Genomic DNA, 22,902 nt, shown 5'->3' on the forward strand with positions numbered 1-22,902 from the left:
GTATATCAAACTCCAAAATTTAAAATGAATTGAAAATCCATTAACTTTTTGGGCGGTTTAAAAATACGACTCACCATCAGATAAACATATTCTTTTGACCAATCTAAAATCGAAATCCCTTTTAAGAGATGAGCTAAAGCGGCCGATTTAAGTACGTCATAGCCAACAAAATGTTCATAGTAATTATCTTGGTGACTATGTGAATGTTGTTGGCTTATCTCATGATGGTGAGAGTTAATTGCATCAATTGAAACGTGTCTCTGAAATTCATTTTCAGTTACATGCTCTTTAAAGTGCAAACATAAAGCGAGACTGATCATGCAGACTAGCAACATCATCACAAATTTGTTTTGTTTATCTCGCAATATATTTGTCATTAAAGATGCCCCTAAACAACCTGTTTAGCAGCTTCGTTTGATTTTCTTGACCTACCTTGGTTAAACCACACATATAAGGTTGGCAAAATAATCAAAGTCAGTAAGGTTGATGAAATAATCCCACCAATAACAACAGTTGCAATTGGGCGCTGAACTTCAGAGCCAATGCCTACGTTTAAGGCCATCGGAATAAAACCTAATGAAGCGACTAAAGCTGTAATCAACACGGGACGGAGTCTTTCCATTGCACCATGTTTCACTGCATCAATGACACTTTCACCTTGAACTCTAAGTCGCTGAATGGCTGAAACAAGAACCAAACCATTCAGCACAGCAACACCCGATAAGGCAATGAAACCCACAGCCGCAGAAATTGAGAATGGAATATCACGTAGTGCTAAAGCAATCACACCACCTGTTAGTGCAAATGGCACACCTGTGAATACCAAGATACTGTTTCTAACATTACCTAAAGCCATATAGATCATGGCAAAGATCAGAATTAAAGCAATCGGTACTACAACCATAAGACGATTTGAAGCAGATTCCATTTGCTCAAACGTACCGCCCCAAGTCAGCCAATAACCATCTGGTAATTTAAAATCAGCATTCAGCTTAGATTGTGCTTCTGAAATGTAACTACCAATATCAGTTCCACGAACATTTGCTGTAATGACGATACGCCGTTTACCATTTTCGCGAGAAATCTGGTTTGGTCCTTGAACGTTTTTTAACTCGATCAATTCTGATAAAAGAACACTCGAACCATCAGCTAAGCTCACAGGAATCTGATACAGCTTTTCTAGATCTGTTACCGAGTTTTGATCCATACGTACCACAATGTCGAACTTTCGATCTCCTTCAAACACCTTACCTACTGTCTCACCTGTGATTAGGCTAGAAACCTGTTTTTGTACATCCTCTGCATCAAGCCCATAGTTGGCAATCATGTCTTTTTTCAGCTCAACAGAAACCATGGGTAAACCAGACATCTGTTCGACTTTAAGATCAGCAGTACCTTTGACTCCCTCTAAAATCTTAGCGGCAGCGTTTGCTGATTCAAGCAACTGCTCTAAATCATCACCATAAATTTTTACGGCAACATCTGTTCGGACACCTGAAATAAGTTCGTTAAAACGCATTTGAATCGGCTGTGTAAACTCATAATTGTTTCCATATACGCCTTTAGATACGCGTTCAATTTCAGCAACAACCGCAGACTTTTCCTTATCAGGATTAGGCCACTGACTACGAGGTTTCAGCATGACAAAGTTATCTGCTACGTTAGGTGGAACAGGATCAGTCGCAATTTCAGCAGTCCCCACTTTGGCAAAAATAGTCTGAACTTCTGGAATTTTCTTAATCTCTTTTTCTAACGTGTATTGCATTTCAATTGCTTGAGTCAACGACGTACCAGGGATACGCAAGGCATGTAGTGCTACATCTCCCTCATCCAAGGAAGGTATAAACTCTGAGCCTAAACGAGTCGAAAGACTTGCACTAAAAACAAAGAAAATAGAGACAAAAGCGATTAGCAAATATCTGTGATTTAAAGACCAATCTAGAATTGGGTTATAAAATCTTTTGATGCCATGGACGATTTTTGACTCTTCTTCTTTAATTTCACCAGTAGTGACCAATGCCACCATTGCAGGGACAAACGTAATTGAAAGAATCATTGCTGCCACTAAAGCCATAACCACTGTTGCAGCCATTGGTGTAAACATCTTTCCTTCAACACCAGTCAGAGTCATTACAGGTAGATACACCAAGATAATGATCAATTGACCATAGAGAATCGCTTTGCGGGATTCTTTAGTCGCCTCAAACACAGTCGTAAAGCGTTCTTGCCTTGTTAAAACTCGCCCAAGCTCTTTTTGTTTAATTGCCAACTTTGCTAAGGAGGCCTCAACAATTACAACAGCACCATCTACAATAATCCCGAAATCTAGTGCCCCAAGACTCATAAGGTTTGCACTAATTTTCTGGTTCACCATACCTGTGATTGTCATCAGCATGGATAAAGGAATGACCAAAGCGGTAATCAGCGCAGCACGGAAGTGACCAAGAAATACAAACAGAACAACGATTACCAGAATCGCACCTTCTAAAAGATTCTTTTTCACCGTCTGTATCGTTGCATCAACCAAAGTTGTACGGTTATAGACAGCTTTTGCTTCCACACCTTCTGGTAATGATTTTTGAACCTGTTGTAGCTTTTGATCAACAGCGTGAGCAACATTTCGTGAGTTCTCACCAATAAGCATGAATGCTGTACCCAGTACAATTTCTTGCCCATCTTTAGTTGCAGCACCTGTACGTAATTCGTGACCAATAGATATTTTGGCAACATCTTTCAATCTGAGGATATAACCATTGCTCGTCGTAATCGGGATATTCTGGACTTGCTCAATCGAGTTAATTTGAGAATCAGAACGAATTAAATACTGTTCACCATTTTTCTCAATATACCCCGAGCCTTTATTCATGCTGTTCTTAGAGATAGCCTCTAAAATTGTCTTCTGATCCAGCCCTATGCTACGTAAATAAGCATAATCAGGTTGAACTACAAATTGTTTGAGATAACCACCAATGGTATTGATTTCATTAACACCCTCTACATTTCGAAGCTGAGGTTTAATCACCCAGTCTTGTAAGGTGCGTAATTCCGTTGGTGAAAGTGGATTAGGATTGTTCTTGGCATTTTCAACGGTATACATGAAGATTTCGCCAAGTCCTGTAGAAACAGGCCCCATAGAAGTTGCAATTCCAACGGGAAGATTTGGTGTCACTCCTTGTAGCTTCTCATTGACTAATTGTCGGGCAAAATAAATATCCGTCCCTTCTTTGAAAATTGCCGTTACTTGAGATAGACCATATCGAGATACGGAGCGTGTATAGTCTAAATTTGGAATACCTGCCAAAGCAGTTTCAATGGGATAGGTCACTTGAGACTCCATCTCCATTGGAGAGAGTCCTTGAGCTTCACTATTAATCTGGACTTGTACATTCGTAATATCAGGGACTGCATCAATCGGTAACTTGAAATAGTTATAAACCCCTAATGCACCAACAAATAAAAATACGATAAGTACAAGCCAACGATTCTTAATCGAGAGCTTAACAATCTGGTCAAACATAGTCGCTACTCCCCTTAGTGGTCATGAGTAGCGCCAGATTTCCCTAGCTCTGCTTTTAAAAGATATGAATTTCCAGCGGCATAAACCTGTCCTACGCGTAATCCAGATTTAACTTCCACATACCCATTGTACTTTTCACCAAGCTCCAGAGGCCTAGCTTCAAAATCATTGCCAACACGAATGAATACAACATCCCAATCACGGAAGCTCTGTAGAGCATCTTCACGCACAACCATCGGCTTCAAACTTTGATTTTCAAAAATTTGGGCCGTGATTAACTGTCCTGAGCGCCACTTAAACTGGTTTGGTACTTCAATAAAGACCTGTGCTGTACGTGTCTTTGGATCAATGACATCACTGATATATTTAATTCGTCCTAAAGCTTCTTCTGTATCCACAGGGCTTTGAGGTTTAACTTTAACCTTATTGTTAGGATTTATAGCATTTAGCCTGTCAGCGGGAACATTAACAACTGCTAAAAGTTGAGAAGTATTTGCGATTTTAAAAATAGGTGTTGAAGAACTTACATTTGATCCAACAGCACCAAGGACTTCTAATATTGTTCCAGACATTGCAGCACGAACTTCAACAGTACCATTACTAGAACCACCATAAGAGTTGATTAAGTTATTCAACTCATTTGCACGAGTTTGTGCTGCGTCAAAGTCTCGTTTTGCTGAAATATAATCAATTTCAGGTGATACACGCTTTTGCCATAGCGCTCGTTCCTGTTCCATTTTTTGACGAGCAAACTGTAGGCTGTCCAAAGCAACTTTACGATCGGCATTCAAACGAATTACATCTTGGCTTTGAACTACAGCAAGTAAGTCTCCCTGACTCACCTTATCACCTAGATTACGGTAAGTTTTGATCAATGTCCCACTGGCTTTAGGCGTAATAAAGCTTTCAAAATTATCAGGAAACTTCAGTTCGCCTTTTAACTCCAAAGCATTTTCAAACATCTTTGATTCAACTTTTAAAAGCTCTAATCCACTGCTCTTAATACTACTGTCCAACATGGTGACACGGCCTTCCTTCGTATCCCATTTCCAAGTATGCTTTTTCCCTTGATAATCAACGTTTATCATCATTAAAAAGGAATGTGGCTCGTAAACAATTTCATTCCCAATTAAGTAATCACTCTCAGGTTGAAATTGAATATTTTGCTCGGCATCCAAACGTTTGATGTAGATATTTGCTGTTAAGTCTTCAGGTTTAAGTAGTTTATCTTTCAAATACCCATAAACACGGAGGTGTGGTTCCACTCCTTCCTCAAATATCTTGACCTCAGCAGAGAAATCTCCATCTCGATATAAACGACCACCGTGAGGCCCTTTCTCATCTCCAGCCACAGCTACTTTTTCTTCGGCGACCTCACCATGTGCGCTCGCTTGTGTTTTATTGCCCGATTTATACCAAGCAATTGCACATAAGACGATAAGTAAGGCAACGACACCAGTTGCAATCAATGTATTGGTTTGTTTATTCATATTCTTGCCCTTATTCTTGATCTAAATGAGTAATGTAGTTACGTTCGACATCTGCAATTTCAGTTTGCAAAGCCAACCACATATCGAATCGAGCAAGATGTTTGTCTAACCAAATTTGCTTAATATTATTGAATTCAAGTAAAGAGTTTTTCCCTGCTTGGTATCCCATTTCAGCAATTCGGAGACTCTCATTTGTTGCGGGCAAAACCGTTTGATCATATTGCTTAATCGCATCAATCAAGTTGGAAACCTCAATAGCCTTGTTTTCCAATTCAATTTTAGAATTACGATTCACAAGCACCGACTGTGTTTCTGCTTTCGTATGCTCTGCTTGAGCGATCGCAATATTGCCTTTATTTCGACTAAAAATATTGAGGGGTATTGATGTCGAAACCTGAAAGACTTTGTCATTGGTTTCTTGGTAGTTTCTAACCCCTACTCCCAAAGTAATATCTGGTATTGCTTCTTTACGAGCCAACTCAAACTGAGCTTTTTTCAGCTTTGAACTTAAAGTTGCTTCTTGCTCAGACAAACTTATTTTGTCTGTGAAATTAAAGCTTAGCGGAACCTCCAATGCACTACTGGGCAGGTTGGAAGTGAACTTAGAACATAGATTTTTCTGGAACTGAATCTTCTTCACTTCATTTTGATGGCGCAATTTCGACTCAGATGAAAGTGCTATGCTTAGTTGAGCATCGGAAGGAATTACTCGCCCGTACTTAAGACGTTCGGAAAGAACGTTAGCTTGTCTGGCATTCAATTTACTCTCAGAAGAATAAATTTCAGCACGCTGAGTAGCTACATACCAGTTCGCCATACAGATTCTTAAATCTGCTTTGAGTTCAGCCTGACGCTTTGCTATTTCGAACTGATTACGATCACCTTGAAAACTCGCAATCTGTTTTCTCAAGGAAAGTTTATTACTGAGGGGGATCTCTTGTGATAGCCCCAGCAAGGTTGTTGGGCCATCCAAATCTTTCAATTTTGAATTACCGAGATTATCCAACTCCATATTGAAAGTCGGATTAATTAATCTGCCAGCAAACTTTTGATTGATTTCATAAGCTTGCTCGGACTGCTGTAAGCTATTGAGTACAGCATCATTTGCGATTACCTGCTTTTGTAGTTCTGCATAATTCGTTTCTGCGAATACATTTGCTGCTGTTGCTACAAATCCACAGGTAAGAAATATCTGATATTTTTTAGACATGACTTTACCTATACAAAAAAATTAAAAACTATTTTTTGTATAGAAAGATCAATTACGTAGGACGATTAAATCTTTAGAGAAAGTATAAGAATTACTAAATACTAGAGGGGATCGCCGCTTTAAAAAGACTCGATAAACGGGCTTTTCAAAAAGCTGGAAAAAGAATAAAACTAGTGGAAGTGCGAAACTAAGAATAAAGATTGGATCTATGCTGAAATCACTATCAGAAGAAATTGGCTTTACTGAATGATGATAGATCGGCTCATCAAAATTCTTCCACGTATGTGCTTCTGCATCATGATCAGCAGAACTTTTTAGAGAATCATCTGAGTGCTGTAAAGACCAATGACTAGAAGCATCATCCTCTACAATGATACTCAACTCATGCTGATGTTCAATATTTTCAAGTAGAACAGGCGCCCACGCATGAACTCCCGTAATTGTTATGGTAAACAAAAACAGGACAAATGCGAGTATAAGCTTAGAAAACCTACTTGAACGCATAGTCATGAACATACTTCTGATTTGCTACCAAAATACTAAAAAGCGTTATTAAAGTAAATCCATCTCTCAAAAATTCTAGGAGTGAGTATTTTCTTATCTACAGTCCAAAATCTGCAAAAAAAAGAGTACAAGTACTCTTTTCTAACTAGGTCCATTTCAATTGAGAGCCTGCACAGAATGCTGCAACCCTTTCTGAATGTCTTGAACATGAGTTAAATCACTAAGCTGCTGACCCTGCTCTGGTTTTGGTTCATTGATATAAAACTCCTCAACAATATCCAGTCCCTCCTCACCTCCTACCTCAAATCTGGCATTACCATAACCTAGCCTTGCCACATGATCTAAAGCCTCCTGATAAAACCCTGCTGTCTTGCTTTGTCCATCGATCTGTTTGGCTGAAGTAATGGCTTCTTGTAGATTGATTCCATCACGTAAGGTTAAGTCCACGTAATAAATTGGGGTACGGTAACTTTGCGTTGTGCTTTTTCCTCGTAAGGTCAGTTGCAATGGCAAACATGAAAGTAAATCACCTGAAGCCGCATGGTAATAACGAAGCCGTGCAGCTAAGGTACGAATGCTATTGAAACCTGTAGTCCTAAAAATGAATGTACCCAACTCATCCGACTCATCTAGATTGACGTAAAGCCGCCCATAAGGCTTGCAGTGTCCACCTTGGGCCAAGGGGCATAAATCAGGTGATGGACATGGATGCTGTTCAACCCCGTTTTGTCCAAGTCGCTGACAGGTTTCACCATTACCAGTACAGATGGGCCGACCAGTTTGTCGGTCGAATAGAGTGTACTCAGCTCGCAAGTTGAGTTCAGGATCATTAAAAATCATCCGGACAGGAATGGTTCTGAGTTTCTGGTTTTGTGCCTTGGCTCTTAGCTGCTCATCCAGTGGGTGTTTCACCCAGCCATCCTTATTCTGAATTTGGCTAGTAATCGTAAATTGATCATCTTTTTCAGGCAGACGTTTACCATTCTTTTCGACCACTTTACCGATACTAATTCTGCCGAGTATTGGCGGTGTAATCGCTAAACCTTTGATCATGTTGTTTGTCCTATAAGTAAAATTTTACTGATTACCCCTTGCTATGTAAGTAAACAGAAATATGAAAAGCTACGACTTCGCAAAAACCGCCATTGTTGGTCTACCGCTCCTTCGGGAGTCGGTAGATCGGGGGTGGTTTTTTTGCGCTTTTGGGAAGAATGGATATTTCATGCATATATAGTTAGCGATATAGATGCATGGTTTTGATCGGGTCAGTCATCATTGCTATAGATTTGAAAACGTCGTGTCCCCACCTTGTTTTGTGGAAACTCATTGATTAGTTCAGGATGCATTTTCAATACAGCCTTATTATCTAAAGCAATGGAGTCTTTAGATCGTTTCCACGTCACTGAACCATTGGCAAAAGTTGCTCGTTCAGCATCTTTCATTAACATCTGAATTTGATGCTTAGTTTCATCAAAGCTGTTTTGGTGTTTTTCAATATGATGCTTTTCTTGAATCAGTTGAGCAAACAACTGATTGGCTTGTTCATTTTGACTGAGATCTTCGACACTGAGTGGAATATGTTGAGGATAGAGTTGCTGAATGGCTTTAGCTGCCGATTCACTGGCATCGACTGAAGGTGGCGTGTCATTTTCCACACACTCCCAAAAGTATCGCTCTGCATTCACAATATGTTGAATGACTGATTCACTGCGTGCCACTTTATAGATACGAGTTTCATGACCACAGATCAGCACACAAATATGCGCTGCCTTTTTGCCTGTTACAGCGAGTTGATGTTGCACCTGACACAATACGTATAAAGGCACACCATCTCGCCATAACTTTGCTCCATATTCCCCTGCGGTTTTGCATTCTAAAATCTGTACTTCCTCACTACCTACCACCGAGTAATCTAAGTTAGCCAGCATAAAATGCTTATCCTCATCAGGATGTTGTAGTACGGCATTGATACGACGAACTTTGTTGTTGGTATGCATGCTGTAGTATTCAGCGACCAAAGGTTCAAGTTGTTTACCCCAATATAAAGGGGCATGACCTGTGCTTTCATCTTCAATGGATTGTTTAACTCGACCTGTCTTGATCATCCACAGTTCTAGCATCGACATATAGGGATTAAGTCCACAGGCTGCGGCACAGTCACTACTGCCAATACCTTGGCGTCTGACTTCAAGCCATTCTGCTTGAGTCATATTCTTTGTATTGACCAAGCGTTTGGCTGTGAATAATTTTGGGGCAATAAATGGGGTACTTGCCTGTTGCATAGATGGATTTAAAATTGCGGTATTCATATTGAAGTCCTGATTATTTTGCTATGTAAAATGATGGGGATCACAAAAAATGGGCATAAAAAAACCACAGCCGAAGCTATGGTTTTAATAATTTTTAAAATTCGAAATTCCATTTAAAAATGCTTAGTTAGGTCTAACTTTCCATGATTGAAAAATGTATATTCCGCACTATGCAAGCATGTTAAGTGCCTGTTCCAATCCTCGTTGTTTGATCGATGCGCCAGCACCAAACCAAGCTGAATCAAGCCGGTGATCGGTACTCATGGCACGACGTTCGTGGTCTATAAATTCTGTGATTGAACACAGTAATCCATAGGCTGTTCCTTTGGCTGAACTTAGCTCCGCACCTCGTCCTTGACCATTAAACATTTCCATAGCTCGACTCATCGATTTGGCATTTGGTTCAGCTTTGTCCTTGCCATTGGCTTGGGCTTGTAAGGCTACATCACGGTAGAACTGGATGATGTTGTCCTCCTGATCCACCACGTTGTTCATTGTGCTGTTATTGAACACGGCATCAAAGTAAGCGGATGCTTCCATCTGACTCACTTTACGTTGTGTCAGTTGCTTCATTTCATACATGTGTTCATCCCATGCACGTACTGAAATACCGAGTTGCTGTTTGACCTTATCAGCATCAAATTTAGTACTGTGTGGAACTTTGACCACACCTGCACTGCTGTTCTGTCCTTTTAAGGCAATCGCTAAAGTATTGTTGCACACTACTCGGATCGAGGTAAATTGTGCGGTGGTGGCAAGGGTTCCGTCACATGCTGTTGCCAAGAGCATATAGCCATTACTGACATCTTTGCCCTTCAACATGGATGTTTGCCCTGTACGTGCTAGTGCCCAGAATTTCTTGCCACCTTTGAGTACACCTGCGGTTTCAAGTTCAAAACCTGATTGCTCGGTGAGGTCACGATAGAATTCTAAAATCTCTCTCGGTTGCACTTCCTGAAAGCGTTGACTGACGACTGACAGTGGAGCATGGGTATCAGAGCGATATAAAACTCGTTGTTCTTCATAAGGCATGATGATGCTTTGCCCACGGTCATTCTGCGCCATATAACTGACATTAGAAGATTCAATCCGCCAATCCATACCTGCCTGCTGTGCCCAGACTTCAATCGGTTGGTTTTGTGTCAGTTGATTCCCTAGTCCGTGCCAAGGGGTTTCTCCGACATACGCCATTTGTTCAAGTTGATGTGCCATAGTTTTATTCCTTTTAATTTGAAAATGAAATTTGAATTTGTGTGGTTACTAACGATCTTTAATGCAAAAGGTGCGCTGGAAACTTTTGGTAGCAGTTGTGGCAGAAGCATAAATTCTGCTGTGGTGGTGTGCTTTGTTCGGTAAATGAATTCAACACACTGCCGAGTACCGTTCCTGCTATTCCACCGACAATCGGTGGCAGATTGAAAGACTTTGCGACCGTGGTTCCCAATGCACCCAATGTGGTCGGTGTGACCAAATTGGTTAAGGTCGTATTTGATTGTTGTGTACTTGCTTCAACCAATATCACATTCGTTGAATGGCAAAAGGGACAGCTCAAGCTCATAGCTCGACTCCTTAAATTTTGTGCATAAAAAAAGCCTGCTCGATGGCAGACTTTGTTTTCATATTTTCATGAAGAACTCAAAAGAGTTTCATGATTCTCATTAGGATATTATGTGTCTGAAATTATTTGGAATAACTTTTAATTTACTAATTCAATTAGTAAATAATCTCTCCAATTTTTTATTTCAAATACAACTATCAATATTATTCCAACACTCAAGCAGGTTTAAGCTGATGAGTACGATTAGGCTGTGCTGAATCAGGTTTGGCAAGTTCCCTATAAATCTCTAATTGACGATTAATTTCATTAATTTTTGGCTGTAGATCAACTGATATAAAATTACTTGACTCATCAATAGCCACCCAACCAGCTTGAACCTTTTCCATTTCATTACCTTTTTGCAACTTATGTAATATCCATTGGTTCAGATGATAGGCACGCATATAAGCTTCATGTTGATAGATCAATAAAGTACTAAAAGTAATAATACGATCAGCATTATTCAACATATGAGTTTCAAAACTTTGTAGCTGTTTGAATAGCACATTTGTTCGATGAACCAATAAATTTTCATTGAACCACGCTGCGAATTCAATGAGTAATTTCACTACGATATCTCTCTGATTACACAAGGCTTCTCGATTCATACTATTTGCACCTGTAGAACCAGCAACCCCTCCCATATATGCACCAATACCACTCGCAACAATGACTCCAACACCACCTGTAGCAAGACCTGCTAATGCGCCGAGTAGCATTGACCCTGTCATTGCACCTCCAGCAATTGCAGCAGTTTCTTTGCCAACATTTTTTAAGTATTGCTCGCCATCCACTTTACCTGAATTAAAATCACCATAATTACGATATGCCGCTAAACCAATCGTTAATAGTGGGATTGGTAGCATATCTCCTACATCCGCAAAATCTGAAACTTGCTCTAGTCCTACACCAGTAGTTTCCTGAACAGCTTCATAGCTTAAAGTGGTATCCACTAACACCATCGGATGATTACCTAGCTGCTCTGCAAGTTCACTGTTCACAATCACTGGAATATCTGGATACTTATCAAAATGACTTAATACATAATCAGCATCCATTGAGCACTTAACTTGCATCGGTGTGCCATCAACAATCAAATCATAACCAGCTTGGTTTGCGCTATCGGGAAATTCAACTGTATGTCCTTGTTGTTGTAAATTCAGTGCAACCTGTTGTTCAGCAACATAACCAGTTAAACGAGTCACTGCTCCTGCACTATCTAGTGTATTCGCTGAAATGTCTTGTAAAGTATTTAAGTTTTCAGGATTTCCTTTTGATGCAAAGCTCAATGCATCTAATACAGATGGATCAATATGTGCATAATCCCAAATTAATCCTAAAGAATATGCGGATGCCGTTAAGCCCACACCCACCTTTAGCCCTTGATCAGATAATATTTTTTCTAGCTCTTTTTGTGCTTTTTGATTTTGGTTAAGACACTCAACAATTTTTTTATTTTTCAAAAGTTTTGGTGCACTCGCAATAATTCCTTCACTATATGGAATCTGCGAATCACGCCCTCCAAAAAATGTACCAACTCCCTTACTAAAACTATTTAGCCCACGTCCCATGTCAGCTAAGAAATTCGTATCTTCAGGACGAGTTGCAATAACGTCTTCTGGTAAAAGGGCTGTTATAGCACGATTGAGTAGATTCCCTTGTAATGCTCTATCTTTCGCATCGTCTATAGAGCAAAGTAAATATACAGCATATTGCAAATCACCAAACTCTCCTTTTTCCTGATTATAGATAACATTCTTCCGCATTATTAAACATTCAAGATAATCAAAATATAATGTTTCTTGATAAGAACAATGCTCAAAATAGTACTCAAACTTTTCTATAGCGCTAGTATAGATTTGACTACGTTTGTACACTATCGCCTGTGCTTTAATGACAGCATTGCTAGGCTCACGCTCAAATAAAATTTTTAAGATCTCTCGACTAATCTGTAAATGTTCACTTTTTTCAATCTTCGATAAATACCGACTGACTAATTCAGAAATATTCATCGACGCTTGATGCTTGAGTTTGAATAAAATACATTGCTCTAACCAAGCATAATTTTTTGCATGCCCCTGATAGTGAGGGATAAATACTGTTTCAATCAATTCAACCAATTCTAAAGCAACGCCAATTTCCTCAGATGAATTGATAGAAAATTCCCATTTTTGTGGAATAGTCACACTAAATAAGCGAGAGAAAAACCCCGAATTAAGATCAGCTTTTTCTTGAGTAACTAACATCAACATATCTTCTGGAGTAAGTGTATGTTTTTGAGTTTTAATTCTATCTAGTCGTACTTTAAGTAATTTAAAATTCATATATCCCCCTAATTTTTTGAATTTTCAGATAATTTACTATTTTAGACACCAGAATTATATTACTTAAAATTGAAAAAGTACTAGTGTATTAAAAATAATAAAATTATTGATTTATTTATATATTTTCATAACCTCGATTGACTAAACTCACCCTTAATTTTATCATTCGACTGCTGACCTACATCGTCAGTCGGTTTTGACAGACCGTTTACAAAAGGCGCACAACAACGCTGTGATGGTTTTGTGCGTTCTCTTAAGTCACGCCTTTACGGTGAGACTGGGAGGGGCACGCTTGCGTGCGCTGATTTCCTTTTGTATCAGTCTGTCAACCCGCCCAGTCTTGCCACCATTATTTGACAGTAATTTGGTAAGACTCTCTTTCATACAAAAGGAGTAGTCACCATGACTCAGCACTTTCTATCTATATTATTTTCCCTAAAACGATTTTCTATTCCTCTGTTGCAATAGCAACTTTCAAAATTTTTTGCTTATTTGACTGATCTAAACGCTATCTAGCCTTGGAAAGCTTTTTCAGATCTACACTTTAGTCAATTCAGCAAAATATATTACACATCAAATAACACAATAAAAATTAGGGGAAATGATGAAAATTCAAACTTCACTCATTGTTGTCTCAGTTGCACTTCTAGCATCAGGCTGTGCCAGCAAAACCGAACGCCAGTTTATCAGTGGTTGTAAAACAGGCGGCATTAATGACAGCACTTGTTCATGCATCTACGACAAACTTGAAAAGAAATATGGTGAGGGTGGACTGAAAGAAAATATCTACACCTTACAACAAACTGAATCCTTCCAGATGGATATGGTCAATGTGTCCTATCAGTGTATGAAGGAGTAGCCATGAGAACACTTGCAGGCATTATCTGCGTCATCGCTGTGATTTGTGTACTGGGTCTACCCTTCATTAGCTTCATGATCGTGATGGGAATTTTTATTGCATTGGCAAAATTTGCAACTGGGGGGGAAGTAAATGAATTCTAATCTTAAAGCTGGACTGATCAGCACTTATCTGGTCATTGGATTCTTTTTTGCCATCTATCAACATTTCTGGGGGCAGTATAACTATAAGCCATTTACCTACAATTTAGGGCAAGGCTTAGTGTGGCCTGCGGTGATGTTTCCTGTAATCGGTAAAATTGTTGGTGGAATTTTGATTCTACTATTCGTCTGGTTTGTTGTTATTCGTCCTAAATTATAAGGGAGTGCAATCATGAAATCATTATTTTCCACCATTGCCTTGTGTTCCCTGTTAATGGCATGTAGCCAGAACAATCAACCACCAAAAACTGATACTTCAGGTGAGCCTACCAATAATGCTGCTCAGCATACTCAATCAATCTATGCTCCTTATACCGAGGAAGCAGTTAAAGCTAAACTCAATGAAATGCAGATGATTATTGACAATGGTCATGTCTATTTACCTGCTGAGGTCAAGGAAGCGGAGTCTTATATCAGTGGATGGAATAAGTATCCTGATGTGCTGAAAGCCATGATGGAAACTGACCTTAATCCAAACAACACTCAGGAAGCTGCTGACATTCCGCTTGAGAATGAATCTGCACAAGTTAGCGATCTAAATGTTAAGGCTCGCATTAGTGCTAGAGAATCTCAATCTGCTTTTAATGTACAAGGGGCAATTGAATATATTCTTGAAATTCAATCGACCAGCAATCAGCCTTTTGTTCTACAAGGCATGAAAATTAATCGTGGTCGTTGTGGTTATTACACCGCTGACTTTCATAGCAAGATGCCTGTGCAAATGAGCTATAGCTCTACAGTATCGTACTTATTGAAATGCCGTGGTGATCAGGTGCTTGAAGCTGAATTAATCACCGATCAAGGAAATGTAAGTTTGTCTTTTTGATGTCAAACTGTACAAGATAGAGAATACATCTGATAGTCGTGTTCTCTATTTTTAATATCATAATGACTCATTTTGTTCAATATCTCTGCGCCATTTTACTTCAAACTGACCTGTACCAAAAGTCCGCATCTGTGGAGAGGTTTTAGCCCGTAAGCGCTGATCTTCTTTTTCAGGATTGACCAAGTACATCGCTGCACGAATCGCATTTGTAACTTGTATTGGTTGATCACGATGAATCATTCCAACCCCAAGCAATCCATTTTTATCAAATTTTTCCTTGTTGTCTTTGGTATTACAGTTGTAGTGAGTACCCTGTTGATTGGTGATGTGCTTCCAATACTCAGCCACCAGTTTTGCTAAACCTGAATCCTCTATACGACTATTCCCATCATAGATGAGTAATAAATGGCAGTGATAGCCTTTTTCTACACCCTGCTCTAATGCCCATACATAACCTTGTAAGTGCTTAAAACAGGTATCTTTATTTGACATACGATTACATAGAATATCCAATGCATACTTAAAGTCTTGAATACCCCAATGGATTTGATATTCTTTAAGAATAGAGATATCTACTCGAACAAACTGTAATCTAGCATAGTGTGTAAGCAGTTTATTTAGGTAGCATTCCAGTTTAAAGCGATTACGTTGTTCTTGACGCTGAAAATCGAATTGTTCTCGTATTGTATTTTTCATCTCATGTTGAATTATGCCTTGAATATGGAAGATGTGGTTTAGTTCAAATCGTAAAATATCTTCATAAAGATGGGAGTCCAATTTATCCATAATGTAATCTACGAGATTAATCACTCTTTTGAAAACATTAATGATTCTGGAATAAGTAAAATCTTCTCTGTAAATCACCTTAAAAGCACACACAGCATCCAACAGCTCTCGCTTGAATTCTTCATGATCATCAACAAATTGCTCATGGCATGTACTAACCATAAAATCTTCGATTGAGATAAGAATGGATGATTCACTTTCTAATGGATTATTCTGGTACATTTAGGTTCTCACTGAAACATAAGGTTCATATCTAAGTGAGAGATGTAAAATTTTACTGATCATGATTCTAAAGCAGGATGTTGTGGTCATCCTGCTTAGCTGAACATGCTTAGAGACTTTGGAACATACTATAGGGTTAATTTAGAATGCTTTTAGTGATTTGATATTGATACATTGTCTATAACCCATTTGAGTATGGGCTATACTTAACTAAATAACTCACTGTATTTAATCAACGATATAAGTTATTGTTTATATTATTAATAGATAATAATATATATTACCTGTTAAGCAAACCTGTCTAGACTGACCATTACACCACTGCGCCATACAGCGAGAATAACCAAATTATGGGAATATTACAGAAGCTAAACTTACGCTACTTTTTTATTCAGCAATTCAGTTCCTCCTGTATAAAACTGATCCAGCAATCCATATTTTTTCATGTCATCAACACTAGGTTCAATGAATTTCAGCAAATAGTCTTCGTTCGAATATTCCTCCTCTTTCCCACGAATTGGATGAGGGATATCGATCAGAAAAAACTCATCTTTAGTGAGTGTTGAATCGGGCACATAGATACAACTATACATTTTCTGCGACTCGACTTTTGGTATAATTTGAAAAAACTTGCCTGCTACATGACTGAGTCTTCGCGTACTTTTTAAAAATGGTAAAATCTGATTTTTGGCAATCAAATTCAAACAAAATAATAAGAATTCTAGGATGAACCGTTGCTCCTGTTTCTCTAGCTTCTGAATCTGTATTTGGATGTCCGCATCTGGATCGCTGTTTCTGATTAAGTCAGGATTTGTAATCAATTCCAAACGGTATTTTTCTTGAAAGACAAAAGGATAAATATCTTTTTCAATTGTAGTCCGATTTAAAATATCTACACCATATAACAGTGAACCTTGTAAGATATGCTGACGTAAACCCCGCTGATCAAGCAGTCTGCAACACCATGATTCAAAATAGCATTGCATCATTGTCAAATTTAGAGGTGGTCCCACATGTTTGAACAACTAAAAGCTTATTTATAAGTGATACTCTGCTCTAGTTAAGCTACCTTATTTTGTTGTGGTAGCTGGTCATAGTAAAACTCATCTGGAGTCATTTTGTCCAGACTCGAATGAGGTCGTTTCAAATTATAAAATTCAAAATATGCGTTTAATTGCTTCTTCGCATCCAAAACATTGCTGTAGGCTTTGAGATACACCTCTTCATATTTAACGCTCCGCCATAATCGTTCAACCATCACATTATCAACCCATCGACCTTTACCATCCATGCTGATTTGGATGTCATTTGATTTCAATACATCAATAAATGCATCACTGGTAAACTGACTGCCTTGGTCTGTATTAAATATTTCAGGTCGACCATATTTTTCAATAGCTTCATTTAATGTTTCTATGCAAAATGTAACCTCCATACTAATCGATACTCTATGCGCAAGTACCTTGCGGCTATGCCAATCAATCACAGCACATAAATAAACAAAGCCTTTTGCCATAGGGATATACGTTATATCCGTAGACCACACTTGATTACTGCGCTGAATAGCCAATCCTTTGAGCAGATATGGATATTTGCGGTGAGCTTGATTAGCCTGGCTTAAATTTGGTTTGCAATATAACGCATTAATGCCCATTTTCTTCATTAAAGTACGTGTATGACGTCGTCCTATATGATGTCCTTGACGATTCAACAAATCACGCATCATACGGCTACCTGCAAAAGGGTATTGCATATGTAACTCATCCATACACCGCATCAGCTTCAGATCTGATGCACTCACAGGTTTTGGGCGATAGTAATAACAACCACGGGAGACTTTCAGCAGCTGAGCTTGCTTAGATACTGAAATCTGAAGTGAGTCATCGATTAACTTTTGTGGTTGAAGCGGCCCAGTTTCTTCAACACACCTTCTAAAAAATCAATTTCTAATGCCTGCTCACCGATTTTTGCATGTAGTTTTTTTAGATCGATGGGTGGTTCTGTTGGAGCTTTTGATTGATCGAAAGCTTGCGAGGAAGCTGAAATCAGTTGATTTTTCCAGTCGATAATTTGGTTTTGATGAACATCAAATTCAGCACTCAATTCAGCAAGTGTTTTTTCTGCTTTAATCGCAGCAAGTGCTACCTTAGCTTTAAAATCATTTGAATGATTTCTTCTTGGTCTACGTGCCATAAAATACTCCATATATTGATGTTTATAACATCATTTGGGGAGCAAAATATCACTTATAAGTGTTGTTCAAATTTCCTGATCCACCTCTTTTGAATCCAAATCATTCAACTTGATATGTTGCTTCTTTTTATTGATTAATGCTTGTTTGAACACTTTTGCAAATACTGTCAAATCTCCTTGTTCCTGATGGCATTGTTGTAATTGCAAATAATGAATTAGACATTCTTTAATGAAACTAGAAATCGTCTCCTGAACTTGTGATGAAGACTGGATACGCTCAATCATTGTTCCAGAAATAATGTTGATTTTATCTGAATCAAGCCCCTTAAGAACCAATGTCGTAAGGTGATTGAGATCGCGTGAGTTGTCAGAATCCAACGGCTGCACCTGCTCAGAAATTACCGTAAAAATATCAGCAATCATTTTTATTTCAAAATGATGTCTTTCACTCGCTTCCAATATATAAAACCGACCATACCGAGCATGATTACCCCAAAAGGTATGAGATAAATTCAACACGTAGGTTGGCGTTATATTTTTTATAAATTTGTTATTGATCGTCCCATGCACATGTACCCGAAGCAGACCTATCTTTTTCAAAAAGTAGATCGAATCAAATATTGCTTGCTTATTTAACCCTGTTTTAGCAACCAGTTGTGTTGTACCTATATTACGTATCACCCCATAAGCATCACATGAGCGAGTCAAGTTTGATAATGTCAACAATACCCTAAAATCCAGTTTTTGTTCGGGTAGTAAATCAAACTTTTTAGTGGTCACTCTGACTTGAGATAATTTGATTAAAATAAGCATTAAAAGGTCAAACTGCTTAATCGCTCTCTTAAGGCGGACATACCTATGATGGGATGTTTCATGTTGATTAACTTTACTCAATAGCAGATTTAAATAATCTAAATTCAGCTGTATTGTTCTAACTCTTGCCCGCCGACCTGTTTCTGGATATGAAAACTCCAATATCTCAAAGCCTGATAACTCCTCCAATACCAGTTTTAATTTTTTATGTTGCACACCTATCTTTTCAGACAATTCCAACAATGAATCGTTGGTTTTTTGTGTACCAAAGAGACTAATAAATTTAATCAGCACCAGTCTAGCGTAGGAACTTAATCTATGTGGTGATAACTCATTAAAATTAAAAATGAGCTGCTTATGCTCTTCTGTCATTTCATCCATACATTTTTATTCATTCAACATTGCTATTAGTAAATTTTAGAATTATTTTTAGATAGGCACAAATATTTACTATAAAATAAATTTAAAACAAATAAACATTTACTAAACGTATTTAGAAATGTTTATTCCACCTTAATTAAAATCTATAATCATATTAGAATTTCAAACATCATAGAACATCAAAATGGCAAGAAAACAACTGACATTGCAACAATGGCTTGATAAAGATCAGACATTAAAATCCTTGTTTTTAGAGCACGAATGTAACAAAGAGCAGGCACTACTGCAGATAGTTCAGCTTCCTGATGGACGATTGCAAATTCAGCCCATCGAAACCATGATCCACCCATTACTCGTAGCAGAAATAACGAATCAATGGGTACTTTTACTCAATGAAAAATATTTTTCCGATCTAAAAAATAGATTCAGAAATTTCAAATATTCCAAGAAAAATCATGCGAATGTGAGAAAGCAATTTTATCTAACCTCACATACAGCCAAAAAAATGGAGGCATTGACTGAAAAGCTCAAACTTAAAACTGAGGCAGAGTGTCTAGAATTCCTGATGAATACGTATGAGGCAAAGCAAACGCTCCCTCCACCCTATAAGCAAAAATTAAATGAAAAAGACATGATTATTGAGGAATTGAACCAACGCATCAAAGCCCTTGATAAAATGCTTTATATTAAACAGCTTCAGGTACGCAAACAGGATGAAGTCATCCAGAAGTATCTCATTAATGAATTAATCAACAGTAAAATTACCATTAATGAATTAACCAATAGCCCCCTTCAGGACGCCAGTGAAATTCAGAAATTAAAACTCCAGTTTTTAAAGGAAATACAGAAAAATATTCAGCTAGAGCAAATCAGGCACCTATCCGTTGATCAAATTGCTTCTGATACTTTTGGTAATGAATAAGCTGATGATTGTTTTTTATGAGTACTTCTTATCACTTTTGAATAAGAATATCCTGTAACAGTTCAGTACAATCCCTTAAGTGGTGAAGAATACTTTCATCATTATAAATGGTGTTATAGGGTATTTTTTTCCCCAGCAGCAAAGCAGGGTCAGTTGACTTCTGAGCAATGATTAATTCGTTTATTTCTAACTGAAGTTTGTCGATCCTGTTCTGATATTTACGATTCTGATAAACCTTTCCATGATAATTTTCATTCTGTTTATTATGGGAATTAATGAGTCGTCCCTTTTCCAATTCTTCAATCAATGCCAGCTTAGAATCTATTTCATTCTGAATCCAGACCAGATTATTTTTTTGATATTCAAGTCTAAGTATTGGCAAAATTGATTTTACCGCCTGTGATAAATTCTCCCACCGACCATTTTTATGAGCTTCATCCCTTAAAACCCGATACAGAATTTGATGCCGTGGGTATACATTCTTATCATTACGAACTTTGACTGCCCGAATACCTCTCATTCGTTTCAAAATCTTTAAATTGCGTTGGGTGCAAATATTTTCATCCAGAGCCTGATAAGCCTGTAAAATGACACTATAACGTTTTTTTTGAATTGTATTTGAAAGCGTATCAAACTCGTCTTTTAATGCATTTAGCTGTTCCAATAGTACTACTATCTGCATAGGTGAAATGACAGTATTCTCACCTAAAATCAGTTGATGAAATTCATTTATTTCTTTCAGAATTAAATCATTGAGGTGTAGTCGCTCGTTCAGCACCTTTCGCTGTATATCGCTTAACTCAGCAACGATGATTCTTTTTTCTGGCTCATCAGCTGTTTTTATATTTCCACATGCCTCATTTTGTAAAAAACTGGATTCATAATAAGTAAACAGACAATCAATGAACTCCTGTTCCAATTCATTTAAGTCTTCAAATTTTATAATAGACATATTTTTATATTCCAATATGTTAACAATGTATAATAGTAATGTTTTTTTATAATTATGCACTGTTCTTTTATCACTGTATACCACTGTCTATCATGAGCCATATGAAAGTATGCAATGTTCAATATCAATACTTTCATACTGTTAATATTTATGTGTATAAAATCCTAGAGGTGGAAAATGATAGAACAGCATTATCGTGTCAAAGACTTAGTCAACTACCCTGAACGCCCTGCCAAGGACTATGTAGATCGTGGTGGTCGCAGACGAAAGCTATCTTATAAGCCTGCAACCAAAGGGATATTGAATATTGCAGAATCCACCTTCTGGAAAATGATTCGTCGGGGTGATTTTCCTGAACCTACCTATTTAACAGCAAGTATGCCCACATGGGCTGAAAGCCAGATTATTGAATGGCTTGAACTCAAAGAGCTTAAAGCAGCATAAATTAAATAGCCTGTCGTTTGACAGGCTATTTTTTTATCATTGGATTTTCATCTTTTTACTGTTGCTGATCCAGCAATGATTCTAGGTAATTCGCCCACTCCTGCATCATCTCCCGACGATTGTTTAAAAATTTGGTTCGATTGTAGGCTGTACCATTATTATCTTTTACTTTATGTGCCAATTGATGCTCAATAAAGTCTACACGTTGTTCTAATATTTCATCCAACATGGTTCGTGCGGTTGCACGTAATCCATGTGCCGTTTGCTTCCCAGCATAGCCCAAGCGTTTTAACGCTGAGTTAATCGTATTATCAGAAATAAAAGTTTTACCATCCCGACCCACGAAAATGTATTCACTGTATGGGTGCAGATCAATAATTGAATCAATTAAGTCAAAGGCCTGATCTGACAATGGTACAATATGAAGCTGCTTGGTTTTACTAGCTGTAAATTTAAAGCATCTTTCTTCACAATAGAAATACTCCTTTTTCAGCTTGCGTATCTCCCCAGGTCGCTGAAAGGTCAACACGGAGATTTTTAACGCCACTTGTGTGATATGTGAACAACGTGGATAAAGTTTGGAGTAGTTCCAAATTTTATTGAGCATTGGAGCTAGTTCCTGCTCCTCTGTCACGGCTGCAAAGTTCCCACCCTGTGGTTTGGGCAGTTCAATATCCTCAATAGGATTGTATTGAATCAGCTTCTTTTTACGTGCTGACTTAAATATCTGGTTCAAGTCCGATTTTAGGCGTTTGGCAACTGACAATGCACCACGTTCAATAATGCGCTTAAAGACCTTAATCTCAAGAATTTCCAAGGTAAGCTGTGGAAAGGTTAAATCACCAATATAGGGATAGACATCGTGCTTTAAACGACGGATCGTCTCTTCATCCTGTTTTTGCTCTAGCTCACGTTTATATAGCCATGCTTCAGCAACAATACGAAAGGTATTTTCTGCTTCTTTCTGTTTCTGGGACTTGGTTTCAATCCGCTCCATTGCTGGATCGATGCCCTGCTTAATGAGCTTCTTATATTCATCACGAATAGTGCGAGCATCATCCAGTGAAACTTCAGGATAAGTACCTAAAGATAAATCATTACGTTTGGCTAAAAATGGACGTGTGTAATTGAATATCCAGTACTTGCTACCACTCTGATCAATACGCAGGTACAGGTTTCCCCCATCAGACAGCTTATACATCTTGTCAGGATCAGGTTTAGCTTTTTTAACTTGTAAAGCACTAAGCTTATTGATTCCACGAGTCGCCATAATTCAGACATAAAAAAATGCAGTAAGAAATAATCTTACTGCATTTTTTACTACTTTATAACTACCGATTGGCGTAGTGCGTC

Annotated in this window: 20 protein-coding genes and 2 pseudogenes; 6 read left to right on the forward strand and 16 right to left on the reverse strand. The window is 38.1% G+C overall.

Features of this window, described 5'->3' with window-relative positions; genetic code table 11:
- Nucleotides 1–5: 5 nt before the first annotated feature.
- The 10 genes from L3V46_RS15805 to L3V46_RS15850 form a co-directional block, all read right to left on the reverse strand.
- Nucleotides 6–377, reverse strand: coding sequence for a hypothetical protein (locus L3V46_RS15805; RefSeq protein WP_000181823.1), 372 nt, complete (start codon nucleotides 375–377; stop codon nucleotides 6–8).
- A gap of 11 nt (nucleotides 378–388) precedes the next feature.
- Nucleotides 389–3,517 carry a CusA/CzcA family heavy metal efflux RND transporter gene (locus L3V46_RS15810; protein WP_000460236.1) on the reverse strand — a complete coding sequence of 1,043 codons (3,129 nt, stop codon included), beginning with the start codon at nucleotides 3,515–3,517 and terminating at the stop codon, nucleotides 389–391.
- A gap of 14 nt (nucleotides 3,518–3,531) precedes the next feature.
- Nucleotides 3,532–5,007 carry an efflux RND transporter periplasmic adaptor subunit gene (locus L3V46_RS15815; RefSeq protein WP_001041870.1) on the reverse strand — a complete coding sequence of 492 codons (1,476 nt, stop codon included), beginning with the start codon at nucleotides 5,005–5,007 and terminating at the stop codon, nucleotides 3,532–3,534.
- A gap of 10 nt (nucleotides 5,008–5,017) precedes the next feature.
- Entirely contained in the window at nucleotides 5,018–6,217 is a 1,200-nt protein-coding gene (locus L3V46_RS15820; protein WP_000039774.1) for a TolC family protein, read from the reverse strand.
- A 48-nt stretch (nucleotides 6,218–6,265) separates the two neighbouring features.
- A complete protein-coding gene (locus L3V46_RS15825) occupies nucleotides 6,266–6,721 on the reverse strand; it encodes a hypothetical protein (RefSeq protein ID WP_002086797.1) in 456 nt (151 codons plus the stop codon).
- Between the two features lie 156 nt (nucleotides 6,722–6,877).
- On the reverse strand, nucleotides 6,878–7,774 hold the full coding sequence (locus L3V46_RS15830; RefSeq protein WP_000589670.1) for a hypothetical protein: 897 nt from the start codon (nucleotides 7,772–7,774) through the stop codon (nucleotides 6,878–6,880).
- Between the two features lie 212 nt (nucleotides 7,775–7,986).
- The gene (locus L3V46_RS15835; protein ID WP_001090272.1) at nucleotides 7,987–9,030 is read right to left on the reverse strand and encodes a lambda-exonuclease family protein; all 1,044 of its coding nucleotides are present in this window, start codon (nucleotides 9,028–9,030) and stop codon (nucleotides 7,987–7,989) included.
- Nucleotides 9,031–9,198: 168 nt separating this feature from the next.
- Complete coding sequence (locus L3V46_RS15840) at nucleotides 9,199–10,242, reverse strand: DUF932 domain-containing protein (RefSeq protein WP_000951122.1); 1,044 nt, start codon at nucleotides 10,240–10,242, stop codon at nucleotides 9,199–9,201.
- 58 nt (nucleotides 10,243–10,300) lie between these two features.
- Nucleotides 10,301–10,588, reverse strand: coding sequence for a hypothetical protein (locus L3V46_RS15845; protein WP_000058781.1), 288 nt, complete (start codon nucleotides 10,586–10,588; stop codon nucleotides 10,301–10,303).
- A 215-nt stretch (nucleotides 10,589–10,803) separates the two neighbouring features.
- Entirely contained in the window at nucleotides 10,804–12,951 is a 2,148-nt protein-coding gene (locus tag L3V46_RS15850) for a glycine zipper family protein (RefSeq protein WP_001009680.1), read from the reverse strand.
- Between the two features lie 604 nt (nucleotides 12,952–13,555).
- Here L3V46_RS15850 and L3V46_RS15855 point away from each other — a divergent pair.
- Genes L3V46_RS15855 through L3V46_RS15870 form a run of 4 tightly spaced genes read left to right on the forward strand, consistent with a single transcriptional unit; the run spans nucleotide 13,556 to nucleotide 14,836 of the window.
- A complete protein-coding gene (locus L3V46_RS15855; protein ID WP_000701730.1) occupies nucleotides 13,556–13,810 on the forward strand; it encodes a hypothetical protein in 255 nt (84 codons plus the stop codon).
- Nucleotides 13,811–13,812: 2 nt separating this feature from the next.
- Nucleotides 13,813–13,953, forward strand: coding sequence for a hypothetical protein (locus L3V46_RS15860; protein ID WP_001259410.1), 141 nt, complete (start codon nucleotides 13,813–13,815; stop codon nucleotides 13,951–13,953).
- Complete coding sequence (locus tag L3V46_RS15865; protein WP_001087629.1) at nucleotides 13,943–14,170, forward strand: hypothetical protein; 228 nt, start codon at nucleotides 13,943–13,945, stop codon at nucleotides 14,168–14,170. The genes L3V46_RS15860 and L3V46_RS15865 overlap by 11 nt, the downstream gene beginning before the upstream one ends.
- Nucleotides 14,171–14,182: 12 nt before the next feature.
- Nucleotides 14,183–14,836, forward strand: a complete 654-nt coding sequence (locus L3V46_RS15870; protein WP_000838342.1) for a hypothetical protein — start codon at nucleotides 14,183–14,185, stop codon at nucleotides 14,834–14,836.
- A 57-nt stretch (nucleotides 14,837–14,893) separates the two neighbouring features.
- On the opposite strand, the gene L3V46_RS15875 is transcribed toward L3V46_RS15870, so the two are convergent.
- The 4 genes and pseudogenes from L3V46_RS15875 to L3V46_RS15890 all read right to left on the reverse strand — a co-directional run.
- Nucleotides 14,894–15,844, reverse strand: a complete 951-nt coding sequence (locus L3V46_RS15875) for an inovirus-type Gp2 protein (RefSeq protein ID WP_000284561.1) — start codon at nucleotides 15,842–15,844, stop codon at nucleotides 14,894–14,896.
- A gap of 374 nt (nucleotides 15,845–16,218) precedes the next feature.
- A pseudogene (locus L3V46_RS15880) lies at nucleotides 16,219–16,842 on the reverse strand (hypothetical protein); the annotation flags it as partial.
- Between the two features lie 62 nt (nucleotides 16,843–16,904).
- Nucleotides 16,905–18,037, reverse strand: a protein-coding gene (locus L3V46_RS15885; RefSeq protein ID WP_225367773.1) for an IS3 family transposase whose coding sequence is annotated in 2 segments (ribosomal slippage) — nucleotides 16,905–17,785 and nucleotides 17,785–18,037 — 1,134 coding nt in all. Because the reading frame shifts where the segments join, the coding sequence is not laid out codon by codon here.
- 90 nt (nucleotides 18,038–18,127) lie between these two features.
- Nucleotides 18,128–19,231 (reverse strand): annotated as a pseudogene (locus L3V46_RS15890) (hypothetical protein); the annotation flags it as partial.
- Nucleotides 19,232–19,415: 184 nt separating this feature from the next.
- Between L3V46_RS15890 and L3V46_RS15895 the strand changes: the two are divergent.
- On the forward strand, nucleotides 19,416–20,153 hold the full coding sequence (locus L3V46_RS15895; protein ID WP_000101621.1) for a hypothetical protein: 738 nt from the start codon (nucleotides 19,416–19,418) through the stop codon (nucleotides 20,151–20,153).
- Between the two features lie 31 nt (nucleotides 20,154–20,184).
- Here L3V46_RS15895 and L3V46_RS15900 read toward each other — a convergent pair whose 3' ends face one another.
- Entirely contained in the window at nucleotides 20,185–21,105 is a 921-nt protein-coding gene (locus tag L3V46_RS15900; RefSeq protein WP_000022452.1) for a hypothetical protein, read from the reverse strand.
- 177 nt (nucleotides 21,106–21,282) lie between these two features.
- Here L3V46_RS15900 and L3V46_RS15905 point away from each other — a divergent pair, with 177 nt between their 5' ends.
- Nucleotides 21,283–21,549, forward strand: coding sequence for an AlpA family phage regulatory protein (locus L3V46_RS15905; protein WP_000572501.1), 267 nt, complete (start codon nucleotides 21,283–21,285; stop codon nucleotides 21,547–21,549).
- A 55-nt stretch (nucleotides 21,550–21,604) separates the two neighbouring features.
- Here L3V46_RS15905 and L3V46_RS15910 read toward each other — a convergent pair whose 3' ends face one another.
- Nucleotides 21,605–22,819: an integrase arm-type DNA-binding domain-containing protein gene (locus L3V46_RS15910; RefSeq protein WP_000235462.1), complete on the reverse strand. Its 1,215-nt coding sequence runs from the start codon at nucleotides 22,817–22,819 to the stop codon at nucleotides 21,605–21,607.
- Nucleotides 22,820–22,902: the final 83 nt, after the last annotated feature.

It is taken from the genome of Acinetobacter sp. AG3 (assembly GCF_022343575.1).
GTDB classification, from domain to species: Bacteria; Pseudomonadota; Gammaproteobacteria; order Pseudomonadales; family Moraxellaceae; genus Acinetobacter; species Acinetobacter guillouiae.